This window comes from Brucella sp. NBRC 14130 (genome assembly GCF_040371715.1).
GTDB lineage: Bacteria > Pseudomonadota > Alphaproteobacteria > Rhizobiales > Rhizobiaceae > Brucella > Brucella intermedia.
Genome location: NZ_BAABTE010000004.1, coordinates 25302 through 40711, shown reverse-complemented (window position 1 = coordinate 40711; position 15410 = coordinate 25302). Strand labels below are relative to the sequence as shown.

Here is a 15410-nt window from a genome sequence, read left to right as displayed (position 1 = left end):
CTCGGAAGCCGTCTCGTGCCCAGAATATAGGGAGAATGATCGATGAAAAGCATTATTATCGGTCCAGCAGCGAGCGATAAGGAACGCACAGTTACGCAGCAGATTCTGCGGCGCATTCATGAACAGATGCCAAAGCCTTCCGAAGACAAGACACAGGTCTGCAACGTATTGCGCCTGTCGAAGGGCGGCTATTCACACCGCAGACGTAAAATCCATAAACTTGCCTGATAACCAAGCGATATACTGAGATTTTTCCCAGCGCCACGCATTCGTCACGAATGCGGCAGGCGCTGTAATTTTTTGGCCAGGCTGTTCAGTGCGGAAGAGCGAGCGCGCCGTAGAGCTTCGCGTCCTCTGGTTCCCCGGTCATACGGTCCGCCAGAATCCGCCCTGTTGTCGGCCCAAGCGTGAACCCCTGATGCCCGTGCCCGAAATTCAGCCATAATCCCTTGTGTCGCGGGGCTTCTCCAACGACTGGCAGCATTCGCGGCATGCAGGGTCGGCTGCCGAACCAGGGCGTATGCTCCACGGGTGCGCCTATATCGAAAAGCTCGCTTATGGCCTTGATAGACCTGTTCAGCTGCTCGTGTCGCGCCACGCTGCCGAGAGGCGTCAGCTCAGCCCCGGTCAGGATGCGCAACCCGGCGCGCATGGGTGTTGCAACGGTCGAATTGCTCACATCGAGAACAGGCACCTTTGGTCCCGTACCGGAGAAATGCTGATGGTATCCCCGTTTGATAACCAGCGGAATTTTATAGCCGAAAGTGCGAAGGATTTCCGGGCTCCACGGGCCGAGGGCGAGCACGACGTGGCGTCCCGCATGCGGACCGTCCGCCGTATCAACCTGCCAGCCGGAACCATCCTGCCGCAAGCTTCGCGCATCACCGTGCACGAAAGTGCCGCCGCGCTTGACGAACAGGTTGGCATAGGACTGGACGAGCGCACCGGGATCGGAACATGACCAGGGATCGGTCCAGTGAATCGCTCCGGCCAGATTTGCCTTCAAGGATGGTTCGGCAGCGCTGACTGCCTTGCCGTCCTCGATGACGCTGGCGACGCCGAATTCTTGCTTTTTCAGCTCCGCGTCACGTGCGGAAAGCTCGAACGATCGGGCAGACCGATGCAGTTCGCGCAGTCCCGTCCGCCTGATAAGGTTTTCAGCGCCCGCCGCTTCGATCAGCGGCGCATGATCATCGGCAGCGCGCCGGATCATGCGTGCATAGAACTGCGATGCCGTGCGGTGACGTCCCGCTTCCGAATTATGCCAGTAGCGCCACAACGGGCCGACCTGGCGTGGCATGTCGCGAAGCCGCCATGCGACCTGATTATTGGCGCCGAACGCCGCCCTCAGCAGTTCCAGAGGGGCGCGTGGCAAGGCATAGGGGCTGACGGCCTCTGTCTGGATTATTCCAGCATTGCCATAGCTCGTTTCGGTTCCCGGACCGCTTCGGTCCACAAGAAGCACCGACCAGCCGCTTTCCTGCAAGGCGAGCGCTGTGCCGACACCCACCAAACCGGCACCCACAACGATGCAATCCGTCATATTCAGCCACTTCCAGAAATGGTGCGATTCTCTCTTCCGCCACTATGGGAAATCCGGCTCGCGGATGACAAGTTCAGCGATCACGTTCTTTTGTGGTTCTGCCCTTTCTCGCCATTGCATTTTTGCTATAGAAGGCCACTTTCTCTATCAGGCTTTGTAGCTGCCGTGATTGAAGGACAGGATGATGCCCTCCCCCAAGAATGAAAAACCCGTCCAGAAGTCTTCCTCGCGTTTCTTCATCGGCCTGTTTTCGGTGCTGGGCGCGGTTTTCTTCGTTCTATTCATGGGTCTTGGCATCTGGCAGGTAGAGCGCCTGCAATGGAAGGTCGATCTTATCGAACGGGTCGATGCGCGGGTCCATGCCGAGCCGGTCGCCGCACCCGGACGGGACGACTGGGCCAATGTCAACCAGAAGGATGACGAGTACCGCCGCGTCAAGCTGACCGGAACCTATCTGAATGACAAGGAAGTACTGGTTCATGCGCTGACCGAACGCGGCGCGGGCTATTGGGTTCTGACCCCGATGCGCTCGCCCGACGGTGCGCTGACTTTCATCAATCGCGGCTTTGTTCCGAGCGACAGGCGCGATCCGTCTTCGCGCCACGAAACGCAGATTGCCGGGGAAACGACCGTAACCGGACTACTGCGCATGCCGGAACCGGACGGGTTTTTCCTCCGTCCGAATGATCCGGCGCGTAACGACTGGAACTCGCGCGATGTCGCAGCCTTTGCGCAGAAGCTCAATCTGGGTCAGGTCGCGCCCTATTTCATCGATGCCGATGCAAATTCCGCTGCCGGAGCGCTGCCCATCGGCGGTCTGACGGTCGTGAAATTCCGCAACAGCCATCTTTCCTATGCAATCACCTGGTTCGCGCTTGCCGCCATGGTTGCCGGTGCCGCCATTTTTCTCTGGCGGCACGAGCGTAAATCATCAAACATGTAAGGCGTGACCGAGCGCCTTCATGCTGGCTTCGACAAAACCCTCGCTCAATGTCGGATGCGCGTGGATCGTTGCTGCGATGTCTTCCAGCCTTGCGCCCATCTCCACGGCTTGCGCGAAGGAAGATGAAAGCTCGGATATGCCGACCCCGACGGCCTGAATACCAAGGATCAGGTGGTTATCCGCACGTGCGACGACACGGATCATGCCGTCTTCACGCTCGACGGTCATGGCCCGGCCATTGGCCTGGAACGGGAAGACGCCGACCTGAATTTCATGGCCAGCCTTGCGGGCTTCATCCGGCAACAGGCCGACAGTGACGATTTCGGGATCGGTGAAGCAGACGGCAGGGATGTAGCGCTTGTCCCATACCTGATTGCCGCCGGCAATGATCTCCGCCACCATCTCGCCCTGCGCCATGGCGCGATGCGCAAGCATCGGCTCGCCGGTCACGTCGCCGATGGCGTAGACGCCGCGCATGGAGGTGCGGCAGCGCTCGTCAATCCGGATGAAACGCCCATCCATATCCAGCCGGATTTCGCTCAAGCCCCAGCCATCGGTCTGCGGCTTGCGGCCTACCGTAACAAGTATCCTGTCTGCCTCGATGGTTTTCGTGGTTCCATCGGCGGTCAGGACTTCCAGCCCGGCCTCATCCTGTGAAAGTCCCTTGGCGGAAGTGCCGGTCAGGACTTCGACGCCGAGCGCCTTCAGGCGCGCCATGATGGGCCGCGTGAGTTCCGCATCATATTGCGGCAAGATGCGGTCGGTCGCCTCGACCACGGTGACCTTCGCACCAAGCTTGGCAAAGGCAGTGCCGATCTCAAGCCCGATATAGCCGCCGCCGACAATGGCGAGCTTTTCAGGTATCTTTTCCAGCGACAGCGCTTCGGTGGATGAAATGACCTTTCCGCCGAAAGGCAGCGCCTGAATTTCAACCGGAACCGAGCCGGTCGCGATCACGATGTTTTCGGCGTGGATCGTCTGGCGACCCGTATCGGTTTCAACGAGAACGGTCTTTCCGTCGAGAAAACGCGCCTGTCCATGGAACATGCGTACACGCGAGCGTTTCAGGAGACCGGCAACGCCGCTGTTGAGACGGTTGACGATGCCGTCTTTCCATTCGAGCGTTCTGGCGAAATCGATGGCCGGGTTCTCGGCGGAAATACCGAGCGCGCCCTGGGATGCAAAGACGGAAAGCCGGTGAAATTCGTCGGCCGCATGGATCAGCGCCTTGGACGGGATGCAGCCCACATTGAGGCAGGTGCCGCCAAGACGCGTCTTCTCCACCAGCACCGTATCGATGCCAAGCTGGCCCGCCCGGATGCCGCAGACATAGCCGCCGGGGCCGCCGCCGATGATCAGGAGTTTGCAGGAAATCTCGCTCATTCGATCAGCCTTCTACAAAAATCATCGCAGGCGCTTCCAGAAGGCTTTTCAGCTTCTGCACGAAGACCGCCGCATCCCAGCCGTCGATCACGCGGTGGTCGAAACTGCATGACAGGTTCATCATCTTGCGCGGCACGAACTGCACCCCGTCCCACATCGGACGCACGGCCATCTTGTTGATGCCCACAATCGCGACTTCCGGACGATTGATGATCGGCGTCGTGGCGATTGCGCCGAGAGCCCCAAGCGACGTGATGGTGATGGTGGAACCGGTCAGTTCCTCCCGCTTGGCGGTGCCGTTGCGGGCGGCATCGGTCACGCGCGACAATTCCGAAGCCGCCGCAAATACGCTCATGCTTTCCGCGTGGCGCACCACCGGCACGATCAGGCCGTTCGGCGTCTGTGTGGCAATGCCGACATGCACGCCGCCGAACTGGCGGATGATGTCCGCTTCGTCATCGAAATGCGCGTTGAGGCCGGGCTGTTCCTTCACGGCTTTCACCATTGCCCGGATGATGAACGGCAACAGCGTCAGGCGTGGACGACCTTCCTTCTTCTCATTATTGAGACCATTGCGCAGTTCTTCCAACTGCGTGACATCGACCTCTTCGACGATAGTAATATGCGGAATGTGGCGTTTCGCTTCCGCCATGCGTTCGGCAATCTTGCGGCGAAGGCCGATGACCTTGATCTCGTTGACCGAGGTGTCGGTCGCGTAGCCGGATAGAACGGGAGCCGCGCCGATTTCCTGCTGGAAATAGAGATCGAGATCGTCATGCGTGATGCGTCCTGCCGGTCCGGTGCCGCGAACCCGGCGCAGATCGACGCCCCCGTCGCGAGCCCGCAGACGGACAGAAGGCGTGGCAAGCGGCTTTTCACCTTCCTGGCGAACCGGCCCCGCGCCGGAGAAGGCGCTGCCTGCGGCTTCACGCTTGGGTGCAGCGGGTTTCGGAGGAACCGGCGTCTGCAACAGAACAGGTGTTTCAGGCGCTGGCGCCGGTTGGGGTTTGGCCGCTTGCGCTGCCGCCGGAACCGGCTTTTCCTCAGCCTTTTCCTCCGGCGAGCCGCCCTCGATCTCCAGACGGACCAGTTCGGACCCGACCGCGATCTTCTCGCCTACCTCGCCATTGATGGCGATAACCTTGCCAGCGCGCGACGAGGGAATTTCCACCGTTGCCTTGTCGGTCATGACGGCGGCAAGAAGATCATCCTCGCGCACGACATCGCCGACCTTCACATGCCATTCGACGAGTTCGGCCTCGGCAACGCCTTCACCTACATCGGGGAGCTTGATCGTAAAATGTGCCATTTGCTTCGCCCCCTCAAGCTTCCATGATCGATGTAAGCGCGCGGCCCACCCGGTCCGGACCGGGGAAATAGGCCCACTCCTGCGCATGCGGATAAGGCGTATCCCATCCTGTGACGCGGATGATCGGCGCTTCCAGATGGTAGAAGCAATCACGCTGCACGAGAGCCGCAAGCTCCGCGCCATAGCCGCAGGTCAGCGTCGCCTCGTGCACGATCACGCAGCGCCCGGTCTTCTTCACCGAAGCCATGATGGTGTCGGTGTCGAGCGGCAAAAGCGTGCGAAGATCGATCACTTCCGCATCGACGCCGGTTTCCCCGGCGGCAGCAAGCGCCACATGAACCATCGTGCCATAGGCAAGCACTGTCACGTCACTGCCTTCGCGGCGAATAGCGGCCTTGCCAAGCGGCACGGTGTAATAGCCTTCCGGCACATCGCCGAGATCATGCTTTTTCCACGAGGTCACCGGGCGATCATGATGCCCGTCGAAAGGCCCGTTATAAAGGCGCTTCGGCTCGAACATGATAACCGGATCCGGGTCTTCGATCGCCGCCAGCAGCAGTCCCTTCGCATCGGCAGGGGTGGATGGCATGACGGTTTTCAGGCCCGACACGTGCGTGAACAGCGCCTCCGGGCTCTGGCTGTGCGTCTGCCCGCCATAGATGCCGCCTCCGGAAGGCATGCGGATCACGATAGGACAGGTGAATTCGCCCGCCGAGCGATAGCGCAGGCGCGCCGCTTCCGAAACGATCTGGTCATAGGCCGGGTAAACATAGTCCGCAAACTGCACTTCAATGCACGGGCGAAGGCCGTAAGCCGCCATGCCGATGGCAGTGCCCACGATGCCAAGCTCGCTGATCGGCGCATCGAAGCAGCGTTCCTTGCCGTATTTCTTCTGGAGGCCAGCCGTACAGCGGAAAACACCGCCGAAATAACCCACATCCTCACCGAACACGACGACATTCTTGTCGCGTTCCATGGCAATGTCGTGGGCGTTCTGGATCGCCTCGATCATGGTCATCTTGCTCATGGATTAAAACCCCGCTTCCTGGCGCTGGCGGATAAGATGCGGCGGCGTTTCAGCATAGACATCCTCGAACATGTCGCGCATGGATGGCTTGCGCCCGTCATGCAGCGTGCCAATGGCTTCCGCCTCGCGCTGTGCGGCCACCACCAGATCCATCACCTCGGCTTCCGCCTGCTTGTGACGCTCGTCCGACCAGACACCGCGCTTGATAAGATGGTTTTTCAGTCGCAGGATCGGGTCGCCAAGTGGCCATGCATCGCTTTCGGCCTTGGGACGATAGGCGGACGGATCATCCGAGGTGGAATGCCCGCCAGCGCGATAGGTCACATATTCGATGATGGTTGGCCCGAGATTGCGCCGAGCGCGTTCCACCGCCCATTTTGCAACCGCATGGACGGCCAGATAGTCGTTGCCATCAACACGAAGCGCCGGAATGCCGAAACCGTGGCCGCGTGCGGCGAAAGTGCCGGATCCGCCGCGCGCAATGCCCTGGAAGGTGGAAATGGCCCACTGGTTGTTGACGATATTCATCACCACCGGGGCCTTGTAGGTCGAAGCAAAGACCAGTGCCGCGTGGAAGTCGCTTTCGGCTGTCGAGCCATCGCCGATCCATGCGGCGGCGATCTTCGTATCGTGGCTGATGGCGGACGCCATGGCCCAGCCGACGGCCTGCGTATATTGCGTTGCAAGATTGCCGGAGATGGTGAAGAAGCCGTGCTCCTTCGAGGAATACATCACCGGAAGCTGACGGCCTTTCAGCGGATCGTGCTCATTGGAGAAAATCTGGTTCATCATGGTGACGAGCGGGTAATCGTCAGCAATGAGCAGTCCGGCCTGACGATAGGTCGGGAAATTCATGTCGCCCTTGCGCAGCGCTTTACGGAAAGCGCAGCTTACCGCCTCCTCGCCCAGATGCTGCATATAGAATGATGTCTTGCCCTGGCGCTGCGCCATCATCATGCGCGCATCATAGGCGCGCAGGATCATCATGTGGCGAAGGCCCTCTTTCAGTTCGTCGTCGGTAAGCGTTCCCGCCCATGGGCCAACCGCCTCGCCATCACGATTGAGAACGCGGATGATGCTGAAAGCCAGATCGCGCATCGCTTCCGGTTTTTCATCGATCTCTGGCCTGCGGACGCTGCCCGCGCGCGGGATTTTGACATGGGAAAAATCCGGCGCGTCACCTGGCCGCCATTCCGGCTCGGGAACATGCAGGGATAGTACGACATCATCGCTCATGCGGGGAACCCTCGAAACTGGCCTGGCCATTGGCCTCGCAAATTTACGGAATGTCGAACGGGAAAATCTAAGACTGGTTCCGGAGCCCCCGACCCGCTTTCGGCGCGTGAATATCACGCCGCCGATCTTGCTCCTCCCATGCGACATGGCGCCGATTTCCTCCTTCGGCACCATCCGCATTCAGGGTGGAACGGGTTCAAAAATAAAGCAAGATTATTTTTCGTGCCCCTTGGCACTCTTTCGTGAAACGGGTTCGCTCCTACCCCGACCGGGGGCGACGTCCATCGGACGAAACAAGCTTAGTTCCGCGATTTAAAAGGGATTTCAACTCGAATGTTTAGCATCCAAATATCGCAACATTATTGCTTTTGATTGACGATAACGTCAGTACCCATTGGTACTATTCCGGCTCGTGCGGGTCGTGTTGCCATCACTCATGAAACCGTCTGAGGCGTTTTGTCCATATGTGCCCGGCACGATTTGCAGCCACCGGGCGGCGCCGATTCTCCAAAAGAAAAGCCGCACCCGCGAGGGTACGGCTTCAATAGACACTACGACATTTGGCTCTAGCGGATCGCCTTGCCGGTCGCATCGAACCGATGCACCTTGCCGTCATCGGGCGTGATGAAGATCACGTCGTCTTCATTGTAGTGATGCTCGCCGAAGAGCCGCACTGTGATCAGACCCGCTGCTTCTGTTTCGACGTAAAGGATCGTGTCGGCGCCAAGATGTTCGGCATGGATGACCTTGCCTTTCCATCTGCCGCTGTCGCGGCTGACGGAAATATGCTCGGGCCGGATACCGACCGTCTTCGCCCCTTCGTCGCCGATGCGGGTGCCGTCAACGAAATTCATCTGCGGCGAACCGATAAAGCCCGCGACAAAGAGATTATCGGGCTTGTTATAGAGCTCCATCGGCGAGCCCACCTGCTCGATGCGACCGGCATTGAGAACGACGATGCGGTCCGCCAGCGTCATGGCCTCGACCTGATCGTGCGTGACATAGATCATCGTCGCCTTCAGCTCGCGGTGCAGCTTGGCGATCTCAAGCCGGGTCTGGACGCGAAGTGCCGCATCGAGGTTCGACAGCGGTTCGTCGAACAAGAACAGTTCCGGTTCGCGCACCAGTGCGCGGCCGATGGCGACACGCTGGCGCTGGCCGCCCGACATTTCCGCCGGTCGCCGTTGCAGATACGGGTCGAGCGACAACATGGCGGAAGCCTTCGAAACGCGCGTTTCGATTTCGGCTTTCGGCGTGCCTGCCTGCTTGAGGCCAAGTCCCATATTGTCCTTGACCGACAGGTGCGGATAAAGCGCATAGGACTGGAACACCATCGCAATGCCGCGCTTGGAGGGCGGCGTCACGGTTACGTCCTCGCCATTGATGACTACCTGCCCGGAGGAAACGTCTTCCAGCCCCGCGATGGAACGCAGTAGCGTTGACTTCCCGCAACCGGACGGCCCGACGAAGATGATGAATTCCCCGTCCTGCACTTCCAGATTAATGTCTTTCAGGACTTCCTGCGCACCGTAGCGCTTGTGTACCGATTTGAGTAGCAGCGATCCCACGTATCAAATTCCCTTACAATTTGACCGGCTTGCCGGTGCGCACACTTTCATCCGCAGCAAGGCAGATGCGCAGCGATTGCAGCGCGTCATCCATATGGCGGTTGAGATCGATATCCTCGCGAATGGCCTTCAGCATGTAGGCCTGCTCGCGTTCACACAATTCCTGATGCCCCGGTTCATCGGCCATGGAGAGGTCCGTATCCGGCTTCAGGAACTTGCCATCGGCTCCACGCTCGGCGCGGTGAACGCGGATGGTCGAGGTCTTGGTATGCGCGTCCACATCGTCGGATTTCGTCACGGCCTCGTTCATGACGATCGAGACGCAGCCATTGGGCGAGATGACGTCCTTCACGAAGAAGGCGGTCTCCGACATCATCGGACCCCAGCCTGCCTCGTACCAGCCCACCGTACCGTCATCGAACAGCACCTGTAGATGGCCGTAATTATACATGTCCGGCTTGATCTCGTCGGAAAGGCGCAGGCCCATGCCGCGCACTTCCACGGGCTTGGCGTCGGTGATCTGGCACATGACGTCCACATAATGCACACCGCAGTCGACGATGGGCGACGTGGTGTTCATCAGGTTCTTGTGGGTTTCCCAGGTCGCGCCGCTGGACTGCTGGTTGAGGTTCATGCGGAAGACGTAAGGCCCGCCCAGCTGGCGCGCCTCGGAGATGAGCCGCATCCATGACGGATGATGGCGCAGGATATAGCCGATGACGAGCTTGCGTCCGTTGGCCCGCGCGCAGTCGATCACGCGGCGCGCATCTTCGACCGTCGTTGCAAGCGGCTTTTCCACGAACACATGCGCACCCTGCTCCATCGCGGCGACGGCATAATCCGCATGGCTTTCCGAATAGGTGGCGACGCAGGCGAGATCGGGCTTCAGTTCCTTTAATGCTTCCAGGAAGGAAGGATGAATTTCATAGCCCGCCAGCTCGTCCGGAACCGCAACCTTGGTGCGATTGACGAGACCGACAATCTCAAAACCGGGATTGCGATGATAGGCGAGCGCATGACTGCGGCCCATATTGCCGAGACCGGCGGAAAGAACACGAACAGGATTTTGCATTGCAGAACTCATTTTACAGCTCCCGCGGTAATGCCGCGGATCAGCTGCCGCGAGAAGAGAACATAGAGGATGAGGATCGGGAACATCGCCAGTGAAAGGGCCGAAAGAACAGCGTTCCAGTTGGTGACGAACTGACCGATGAAGAGCTGCGAACCGAGCGTTACCGTCTTGGTGGCTTCGCTTGGCGCGAGGATCAGCGGGAACCAGAGGTCATTCCAGATCGGGATCATGGTGAAGACGGCGACGGTCGCCATGGCAGGCCGGATCAGCGGCAGCACCAGCTTGAAGAAGATGGCATATTCCGACATGCCGTCTATTCGTCCGGCATTCTTCAAATCATCGGACACGGTTCGCATGAATTCCGACAGGATGAAGATCGCCAGCGGCAGGCCCTGCGCGGTATAGACGAGGATAAGCGCCGTCAGCGTATTGACCAGACCAACCGCCACCATGCCCTGCAGCAGGGCCACCGTGCCGAGCCGGATCGGGATCATGATGCCAATGGCGAGATAGAGGCCCATCAGCGTATTGCCCTTGAAGCGGTATTCGGCGAGCGCGAAGGCTGCCATTGCTCCGAACAGGATCACGAAGAAAATGCTGACCACGGTAACGATGGCGCTGTTCTGGAAGTAGGTCAGAAACGAACCCTGCTTCAGAACCGTCTCATAACCGATGAGACTGAAACTTTCCGGTGTCGGAAACTGCAACGGCGTGCGGAAGATTGCATTGCGGTCCTTGAAGGAATTGATCAGCGTCAGGGCCACCGGAAACACGGCGATCAGCATGTAGAAGATCAGGGCCGCATGGACGAGCGTGGTGCGAAGGGGCGATGTGCGTGCTTTCGACATGGTCTCGTCCTCAGAACTGATAGCGGCGCATGCGGCGCTGGATGCCGAACAGGTAGAGCGACACGCCTGCCAGAATGATGAGGAACATCACGGCGGCGATGGTCGCGCCCATCGAGGGATTGCCAAGCTGCAGCTGGAAGCCGAAGAAAGTGCGGTAAAGGAACGTGCCCAGAATATCGGTCGACTTGTCCGGTCCTGCCAGCGCGCCCTGCATCGAATAGATGAGATCGAACGCATTGAAGTTGGCAACGAAGGTCATCACGGAGATCAGGCCGATGGATGGCAGGATCAGCGGCAGCTTGATCTTGAAGAACTGGCTCCAGCCGGTAATGCCGTCGCATTCAGCCGCCTCGATGATTTCATCGGGAATATTGAGCAGCGCCGCGTAGATCAGCATCATTGGAATACCGACGAACTGCCAGACGGAGACGAGAGACACTGTGACGAGAGCCGTATCGGCCTTGCCGAGCCACGGGCCGAACAGCCATTTAAGCCCGACGAGATCCATCATCCATGGAGCCACGCCCCAGATCGGCGACAGGATCAGTTTCCAGATGAAGCCGACGATAACGAAGGACAGCAGCGTCGGAAGAAAGATCGCCGTGCGGTAGAAGGCGGCGAAACGCAGCTTCGGCAGCGACAGCATGGCCGCCAGCAGAATGCCGATCGGGTTTTGAACGAGCATGTGAATGCAGAAGAATATGAAGTTGTTTTTCAAGGCATTCCAGAAATCACGCGACCAGTTCGGATCGCCGAAAAGTGCCTGGAAATTCGCGAACCCCACGAAAGTGCGCTGTCCGTCGACGACATTGAAGAATGCCTGCCGCAAGGTCTCGATCAGGGGCAGGACCATCACTGCCGTGTAGATCAGGACGCAGGGCAGAAGAAACACAAGTATATGCCAGCGCCTCGGGCGCTTGTGCACGATACCTGTCATGTCGGCAGATTGGCTCATATAGGCATTCGCTCTTCAAGAGCATTTCCAGCAGAGGATGCACCGCTTGCTTCGGAAATGCATAAAACCGATGGCTGGCGTTCTTTCTCACGAAAAAGCGTGCAACCGGAGAAAGCCGGGCTTTCCCCTCCCCGCACGCTCGCGTCATTTTAAACTGACACGGAATGCACCGAATGCAAAACGGCATGTCGATGCGCCAGACGAAAAGATATGGGCGGCGCGCCCCCGCGATCGCCGCCCATAAAGCCCCGCGTTTTTATTTCGCAGGCTTGAACCAGCTGTCGAGGCCTTCCTGCAACTTCTTCGCAGCGTCTTCCGGCGTTACGGTGCCGTTGATGACGTTGGCCGACTGAACCCAGGTTTCATTTTCGAGGTTCGGCGTGCCGCGCGACAGAATCTGGTAGGTCGAACGAATGGTCGGCTTGCACTTTTCGCGCCAGGAAACAAATTCCTGCGCCAGCGGATCGCTCATCTTCACCGCGGTCGAGTTCAGGCTGAAGAAGCCCGGCAGCGCGTTGGCGTAGATTTCAGCGAATTCAGGCGAAGCAACCCAGTTCAGGAACACCTTTGCCTGTTCTGCGTGCTTGCTCGAAGCGTTGAGGCCGAGGCCGATGTCGTTGTGGTCGGAGATGTAGCAGGTGTCGCCTGCATTCTTGACCGGCGGCGGGAACGCGCCCATCTTGAACTGCGCCTGCGTATTGAACAGGCCGATTTCCCACGAGCCAGCCGGATAGATGGCCGCACGACCGAGGGTGAACAGGTTCTGGCTGTCCGGATAGGTCTGCGCTTCGAAACCGTCGCCCAGATAGTCCTTCCACTTGGCAAGAACCTTGAACGGCTCGACCCATTGCGGATCGGTCAGCCTCTGCGTGCCGGCGATCAGTGCCTTGCGGCCCTCTTCGCCCTTCCAGTAGGTCGGGCCGATGTTCTGGTAGCCCATGGTTGCGGCTTCCCACATGTCCTTCGTGCCCATGGCCATCGGGATGTAGTTGCCGTCTGCCTTGATCTTTTCGAGAACGTCGAAGAATTCGGCTTCCGTTGCCGGAACCTTAAGACCCAGCTTGTCGAAGGCTTCCTGATTGTAGATGAAGCCGTGAATGACCGAAGCCATCGGCACGCAGAAGGTCTTGGAACCGTCGTCGGTGGTCCAGGCGGACTTGGCGACGTCGGAGAAGTTCTTCATGCCTTCCAGATCGGTGAGATCGGCGAGCTTGCCCTTGTTGAAGAGCTCAAGCGAAGTGTCGAAAGGACGGCAGGAAATGAGGTCGCCGCCCGAACCGGCGTCGAGCTTGGCATTGAGGGCCGCGTTGAATTCGGTTGGCGCGCTTGGTGCGAAATTGATCTTGATGCCAGGATTCTTGGCTTCGAAAGCCGGAATGATCTTTTCCTGCCATATCTGCAGATCGTCGTTACGCCAGCTTTCAACCGTCAGCGTAACGTCTTCGGCCAGCGCAGCCGATCCCGACGCCAGAAGCGTGGAACCCAGCAGCATGAGTTTGAACGTATTACGAACCATTTGACCTTCTCCCGTTTTTTGAGCGCGGATGCGCAAAAGAGGCGAAAGCACGCCAGACCGCTTCGGTACGATCGCTCCTCGCGTTACGGGATTGTACCGGGCCCCCGCCGGTTGTCTCCATCCCAAATCCGCGTGACCCACGCCCTCAGCGGCACTGCGCTCCCCTTCTGCTGAAATTAATGCCAAAAACGTACCAATTGTCCAGAGAAGTTTACAGCTTTCGCGCAGAAAAATTCAGAGCGGCTTTTTTTCCTTAATTGTTTCAATAAATTAATCAAAATTTTCACAAGCCGACAAATCTGCTTGGTTAATGGTATTTTTTTGGTATCTTCAAGCCGGAGGTATCTTCATGACTGAATTCTTCATTGGCGTTGATGGCGGTGGCACCGGATGCCGTGCTGTTGTGGCGGGCAGCGATGGTGCGATTCTGGGTTCGGGGCGCAGCGGCTCTGCCAATATTGTCACCGATCCGCAGACGGCGCTGATCAATGTGATCGCGGCGGTCGACAACGCTTTTGACGATGCCGGGCTGGACAGGGCGCACTATGCAACCAGCCACGCGGTTCTTGGCCTTGCCGGCGGCAATGTCGAGGGTGCGGGCGTACCGATAGAACGCGGCCTGCCCTTTGCGCACTCCGATGTGGAATTCGACGGCGTGATTGCGCTCCAAGGCGCGCTTGGCGACCAGGATGGTATCGTCGCCATTCTTGGAACCGGTACGGCCTATATCACGCGGCGGAACGGCCGCATCCATTCGGTCGGCGGCTGGGGGTTTCCCTTGGGCGACCTCGGCAGCGGCGCGCGGCTTGGTCAAAGCCTGCTGCAGGAAAGCCTGCTTGTGCATGACGGCATTCATCGGCGCACGCGCCTGACGACCGATCTCCTCGATGAGTTCGACAATAACCCCGACAATCTGGTCGAGTTCGCCTGGACGGCGAAACCCGGCGACTTTGGCAAATATGCTCCGCGTGTTTTCCAATATGCCAGTGAAGGCGATGAAACCGCGCGTATGCTGCTGGAGCGCTCCGCCGGTTATATCAGCGAAACGCTCGACATGCTGATCAATCAGGGTGCCGAACGCATCAGCCTGCTTGGCGGCATGGCGCCACTCTATGTGGAATGGCTGCCTCCCCACCAGCAGGCGCTTCTGGTCGCCCCCGCGGCGGATGCATTGACGGGCGCGCTTCAGCTCGCTCTCAAGCGATATGGGCCGCAAAATGGAAGGGCGCGCGAATGAGCGGAAATTTCGGCGCTTTCCTTCCCAAGAACCTGCAAGGTTCCGCCCCTTCTTCCGGAGGGCCGCTCTACATGCAGTTGCGCCAATCGCTGGAAGCCGCGATCCGCGCCGGACAACTGATTGACGGCGAAGCCCTGCCGCCGGAACGCGACATCGCCGAATATGCCAATATCAGCCGCGTCACGGTGCGCAAGGCCGTGGACGATCTGGTCAAGGCCGGGCTTCTGGTGCGCCGCCACGGTTCCGGCACTTTCGTCGTGCGTCCGAGTGAGCGGGTGCAGCAGTCGCTTTCCATGCTGACCTCGTTCACCGAAGACATGGCGCGACGCGGCATCACAACGCAATCCAAATGGCTGGAACGCGGTCTTTACTATCCCTCGCCCGAGGAAATGATGAAACTGGGCGTTTCCTCGGAAACCCGCGTTGCCCGCCTTGGCCGCCTGCGCATGGCGAGCGATCTGCCGCTGGCCATCGAACGGGCCAGCCTCTCGAGTGAAATCCTGCCCGATCCGGATGCGGTCAAGGGTTCGCTCTATGCCGAACTGAGCCGTAACGGGTTTCGCCCCGTTCGTGCTGTCCAGCGCATCGCCGCCTGCAACATCAAGGACCCGGATGCACGCATTCTCGGCGTCAAGGAGGGAGACGCTGGCCTGTCCATCGAGCGGATTTCCTATCTGCCCTCTGGCCGCGTGGTCGAATTTACAAAATCGCTCTATCGCGGCGATGCCTATGATTTCGTCGCGGAGCTGACGATACCGCAGCCTTGAATGAGT

At 59.1% G+C, this 15410-nt stretch carries 14 protein-coding genes; 4 read left to right on the top strand and 10 right to left on the bottom strand.

The features are described from left to right. Window positions 1-42 precede the first annotated feature (42 nt). On the top strand, window positions 43-228 hold the full coding sequence (locus ABWW28_RS08860) for a hypothetical protein (RefSeq protein ID WP_006468822.1): 186 nt from the start codon (window positions 43-45) through the stop codon (window positions 226-228). 85 nt (window positions 229-313) lie between these two features. On the opposite strand, the gene ABWW28_RS08855 is transcribed toward ABWW28_RS08860, so the two are convergent. Next, window positions 314-1543 (bottom strand): NAD(P)/FAD-dependent oxidoreductase, encoded by a 1230-nt coding sequence (locus tag ABWW28_RS08855; RefSeq protein ID WP_176587810.1) that lies wholly within the window; start codon window positions 1541-1543, stop codon window positions 314-316. A 184-nt stretch (window positions 1544-1727) separates the two neighbouring features. Between ABWW28_RS08855 and ABWW28_RS08850 the strand changes: the two genes are divergently transcribed. Further along, on the top strand, window positions 1728-2486 hold the full coding sequence (locus ABWW28_RS08850; RefSeq protein WP_176588025.1) for an SURF1 family protein: 759 nt from the start codon (window positions 1728-1730) through the stop codon (window positions 2484-2486). Here ABWW28_RS08850 and lpdA read toward each other — a convergent pair. The 9 genes from lpdA to ABWW28_RS08805 all read right to left on the bottom strand — a co-directional run bounded on the left by lpdA (window position 2475) and on the right by ABWW28_RS08805 (window position 13400). Further along, a complete protein-coding gene (lpdA, locus tag ABWW28_RS08845; protein ID WP_176587811.1) occupies window positions 2475-3869 on the bottom strand; it encodes a dihydrolipoyl dehydrogenase in 1395 nt (464 codons plus the stop codon). The two genes, ABWW28_RS08850 and lpdA, sit on opposite strands and share 12 nt — an antisense overlap. A gap of 4 nt (window positions 3870-3873) precedes the next feature. Then, a complete protein-coding gene (locus tag ABWW28_RS08840) occupies window positions 3874-5178 on the bottom strand; it encodes a dihydrolipoamide acetyltransferase family protein (RefSeq protein WP_176587812.1) in 1305 nt (434 codons plus the stop codon). A 13-nt stretch (window positions 5179-5191) separates the two neighbouring features. Next, window positions 5192-6205, bottom strand: coding sequence for an alpha-ketoacid dehydrogenase subunit beta (locus ABWW28_RS08835; RefSeq protein ID WP_176587813.1), 1014 nt, complete (start codon window positions 6203-6205; stop codon window positions 5192-5194). Between the two features lie 3 nt (window positions 6206-6208). Further along, entirely contained in the window at window positions 6209-7441 is a 1233-nt protein-coding gene (locus tag ABWW28_RS08830; RefSeq protein WP_021586064.1) for a 3-methyl-2-oxobutanoate dehydrogenase (2-methylpropanoyl-transferring) subunit alpha, read from the bottom strand. Window positions 7442-8007: 566 nt separating this feature from the next. Further along, on the bottom strand, window positions 8008-9009 hold the full coding sequence (locus ABWW28_RS08825; RefSeq protein WP_176587814.1) for an ATP-binding cassette domain-containing protein: 1002 nt from the start codon (window positions 9007-9009) through the stop codon (window positions 8008-8010). A gap of 13 nt (window positions 9010-9022) precedes the next feature. Next, complete coding sequence (locus tag ABWW28_RS08820; protein ID WP_006468814.1) at window positions 9023-10093, bottom strand: Gfo/Idh/MocA family protein; 1071 nt, start codon at window positions 10091-10093, stop codon at window positions 9023-9025. Further along, window positions 10090-10929 (bottom strand): carbohydrate ABC transporter permease, encoded by an 840-nt coding sequence (locus ABWW28_RS08815; RefSeq protein WP_021586067.1) that lies wholly within the window; start codon window positions 10927-10929, stop codon window positions 10090-10092. The genes ABWW28_RS08820 and ABWW28_RS08815 overlap by 4 nt, the downstream gene beginning before the upstream one ends. 10 nt (window positions 10930-10939) lie before the next feature. Next, window positions 10940-11884: a carbohydrate ABC transporter permease gene (locus tag ABWW28_RS08810; RefSeq protein ID WP_006468812.1), complete on the bottom strand. Its 945-nt coding sequence runs from the start codon at window positions 11882-11884 to the stop codon at window positions 10940-10942. 256 nt (window positions 11885-12140) lie between these two features. Then, window positions 12141-13400, bottom strand: a complete 1260-nt coding sequence (locus ABWW28_RS08805; protein WP_021586068.1) for an ABC transporter substrate-binding protein — start codon at window positions 13398-13400, stop codon at window positions 12141-12143. Window positions 13401-13749: 349 nt separating this feature from the next. Between ABWW28_RS08805 and ABWW28_RS08800 the strand changes: the two genes are divergently transcribed. Together ABWW28_RS08800 and ABWW28_RS08795 are read left to right on the top strand one after the other, a co-directional pair. Continuing rightward, complete coding sequence (locus ABWW28_RS08800; protein ID WP_176587815.1) at window positions 13750-14637, top strand: glucosamine kinase nucleotide-binding domain-containing protein; 888 nt, start codon at window positions 13750-13752, stop codon at window positions 14635-14637. Next, entirely contained in the window at window positions 14634-15404 is a 771-nt protein-coding gene (locus ABWW28_RS08795; protein WP_121994640.1) for a GntR family transcriptional regulator, read from the top strand. Before ABWW28_RS08800 ends, ABWW28_RS08795 begins: the two co-directional genes overlap by 4 nt. The last annotated feature ends 6 nt before the right edge of the window (window positions 15405-15410 follow it).

What these genes read in the sequence shown, in the direction of transcription:
- ABWW28_RS08860 (WP_006468822.1), top strand. Translation starts at nt 43, where the DNA reads ATGAAAAGCATTATTATCGGTCCAGCAGCGAGCGATAAGGAACGCACA.
- ABWW28_RS08855 (WP_176587810.1), bottom strand. Translation starts at nt 1,543, where the DNA reads ATGACGGATTGCATCGTTGTGGGTGCCGGTTTGGTGGGTGTCGGCACA.
- ABWW28_RS08850 (WP_176588025.1), top strand. Translation starts at nt 1,728, where the DNA reads ATGCCCTCCCCCAAGAATGAAAAACCCGTCCAGAAGTCTTCCTCGCGT.
- lpdA (WP_176587811.1), bottom strand. Translation starts at nt 3,869, where the DNA reads ATGAGCGAGATTTCCTGCAAACTCCTGATCATCGGCGGCGGCCCCGGC.
- ABWW28_RS08840 (WP_176587812.1), bottom strand. Translation starts at nt 5,178, where the DNA reads ATGGCACATTTTACGATCAAGCTCCCCGATGTAGGTGAAGGCGTTGCC.
- ABWW28_RS08835 (WP_176587813.1), bottom strand. Translation starts at nt 6,205, where the DNA reads ATGAGCAAGATGACCATGATCGAGGCGATCCAGAACGCCCACGACATT.
- ABWW28_RS08830 (WP_021586064.1), bottom strand. Translation starts at nt 7,441, where the DNA reads ATGAGCGATGATGTCGTACTATCCCTGCATGTTCCCGAGCCGGAATGG.
- ABWW28_RS08820 (WP_006468814.1), bottom strand. Translation starts at nt 10,093, where the DNA reads ATGAGTTCTGCAATGCAAAATCCTGTTCGTGTTCTTTCCGCCGGTCTC.
- ABWW28_RS08815 (WP_021586067.1), bottom strand. Translation starts at nt 10,929, where the DNA reads ATGTCGAAAGCACGCACATCGCCCCTTCGCACCACGCTCGTCCATGCG.
- ABWW28_RS08810 (WP_006468812.1), bottom strand. Translation starts at nt 11,884, where the DNA reads ATGAGCCAATCTGCCGACATGACAGGTATCGTGCACAAGCGCCCGAGG.
- ABWW28_RS08805 (WP_021586068.1), bottom strand. Translation starts at nt 13,400, where the DNA reads ATGGTTCGTAATACGTTCAAACTCATGCTGCTGGGTTCCACGCTTCTG.
- ABWW28_RS08800 (WP_176587815.1), top strand. Translation starts at nt 13,750, where the DNA reads ATGACTGAATTCTTCATTGGCGTTGATGGCGGTGGCACCGGATGCCGT.
- ABWW28_RS08795 (WP_121994640.1), top strand. Translation starts at nt 14,634, where the DNA reads ATGAGCGGAAATTTCGGCGCTTTCCTTCCCAAGAACCTGCAAGGTTCC.